Origin of the sequence: Enorma timonensis, from assembly GCF_000321165.1 — a bacterium.
Lineage (GTDB): Bacteria > Actinomycetota > Coriobacteriia > Coriobacteriales > Coriobacteriaceae > Enorma.
Genome location: NZ_CAPF01000073.1, coordinates 1 through 2,200, shown reverse-complemented (window position 1 = coordinate 2,200; position 2,200 = coordinate 1). Strand labels below are relative to the sequence as shown.

The 2,200-nt window shown below is 70.1% G+C and carries 1 protein-coding gene; it reads left to right on the top strand.

What is annotated here, in order from left to right; translation table 11 throughout:
* The first annotated feature begins 480 nt into the window (after positions 1–480).
* Positions 481–2,145, top strand: a complete 1,665-nt coding sequence (gene ilvD, locus BN423_RS08380; RefSeq protein ID WP_019239807.1) for a dihydroxy-acid dehydratase — start codon at positions 481–483, stop codon at positions 2,143–2,145.
* Positions 2,146–2,200: the final 55 nt, after the last annotated feature.

Below are 2,200 nucleotides of genomic sequence, written 5' to 3'. Positions count from 1 at the left end.
AATGACTCACTGAGTCAGATGAACCCGTCCCCAATGACTCAGCGAGTCAAACGAACCCGTCCCCAATGACTCACAATGACTCGCAGCGACCGTTCGCCGTGCGAAACCGACCGCTCGCGCGCGGGGCTGTTACGAGCGCGTTTCAGGGCCGTCTCACCTCCCTGTCCCGCGATGTGCGCGCGGCATACTTCTGTAACTCAGCAAATGCGATGACAGGGCGAGTACCGGCCTGCCGTCCCACAGCGAGCGGGGGAGCGTGAGAACCCGCGGCGGACGGTCGGGAACACACCCTCGAGCAGCTCGGCTGAACGCGCGCGCCCGCGCGGGAGACCCCCGACGCCCGGCTCGCGCAAGTACGCCGCGCCGGAGCCCCCGTCACGGGCATCGAGGACGAGCCATCCGCTCTGACCTCGCATTTCCTGGTATCGGTATCACCGAGCGCGCCGGCCTGAGCGCCTGCGCGGGAAAGCGAGGGAGCCCATGCAGCTGCGTAGCGATGCCGTGAAGAAGGGGCTGGCGCGCGCCCCGCACCGGAGCCTGCTCAAGGCGGACGGTCTCACCGACGAGGAGCTCGAGCGCCCGCTCGTCGCCGTCGTCTCCGCGCAAAACGAGGTCATTCCCGGCCACCTGCACCTCCAGCAGATCGCCGACGCCGTGAAGGCCGGCATCCGCATGGCCGGCGGCACCCCGCTCCAGATCAACACCATCGGCGTGTGCGACGGCATCGCCATGAACCACGAGGGCATGCACTACAGCCTGGTGAGCCGCGAGGTCATCGCGGACTCCGTCGAGTGCGCCATCCAGGGGCACCAGTTCGACGCCATGGTGCTCATCCCCAGCTGCGACAAGATCGTGCCGGGCATGCTCATCGCGGCCGCACGCCTGAACATTCCTACCATGCTCGTCTCTGGCGGCCCCATGCTCGCCGGCCGCGACAAGCATGGCTGCCAGACGGATCTGAACACGCTCTTTGACGCCGTCGGCCAGGTCACGGCCGGCACCATGACGCCGGAGGAGTGCGCGTGGCTCGAGAACACGGCGTGCCCCACCTGCGGCAGCTGTTCGGGCATGTTCACGGCGAACTCCATCTGCTGCCTGGCCGAGGCGCTCGGCCTCGCGCTTCCCGGCAACGGCACGGTGCCCGCGGTCTACTCGGAGCGCATCCGCCTGGCCAAGCGCACCGGCATGCAGGTGATGAAGCTCATCGAGCAGGGCACGACGGCGCTCGACATCCTGAACGAGCGCTCCATCTACAACGGCATGGTGCTCGACATGGCCTTCGGCGGCTCCACGAACACCATGCTCCACCTCACCGCCATCGCGCAGGCGGCGGGCTGCCCCGTCACCATGCAGGACTGGGACGAGGTCTCCGCGCGCACGCCGAACATCGTGCGCATCGCGCCGGCCGGCCCCCTGCACATCGAGGACCTGAACGCCGTGGGCGGCATCCCCGCCATCATCGGTGTGCTCGGCCGCGCGGGCCTGCTCGACGAGCGCGCGCTCACCTGCCACGGCACCATGGCGGACTGGGTCGCCGCCTGCCCGCCGGCGGACGGCGAGATCGTGCGCGAGGTGGAGAACGCCTACAGCGCGCAGGGCGGCCTCAAGGTCATGCGCGGCACGCTCGCGCCCGATTGCGGCGTGGTGAAGCGCAGCGCCTGCGACCCCGCCATGTACGTGCACTCCGGCCCCGCGCGCGTGTTCGATAGCGAGGAGGCGGCCTGCGAGGCCATCTTCGGCGGCGCCATCAAGCCCGGCGACGTGGTGGTCATCCGCTACGAGGGCCCGGCCGGCGGGCCGGGCATGCGCGAGATGCTCACGCCCACCTCGGCCATCTGCGGCATGGGGCTCGCGAGCTCCGTGGCGCTCATCACCGACGGCCGCTTCTCCGGCGCGAGCAAGGGCCCCTGCATCGGCCACGTCTCGCCCGAGGCTGCGGCCGGCGGCCCCATCGCGCTCGTGCAGGAGGGCGACATCATCGACATCGACATCAACGCGGGCACGCTCGATCTGCGCGTCTCCGAGGAGGAGCTCGCGCGCCGTCGCGCCGCGTGGCAGCCGCCCGCGCCGAAGTACACCGCGGGCGTGCTCAGCCGCTACGCGAAGCTCGTGACCAGCGCGGATAAGGGGGCGTATCTCTCATGACGGACATGAAGCCGAATACCCCGCCCGCGGCGGAGGCCCTGCGCGCGGCAGCCGC

What these genes read in the sequence shown, in the direction of transcription:
- ilvD (WP_019239807.1), top strand. Translation starts at nt 481, where the DNA reads ATGCAGCTGCGTAGCGATGCCGTGAAGAAGGGGCTGGCGCGCGCCCCG.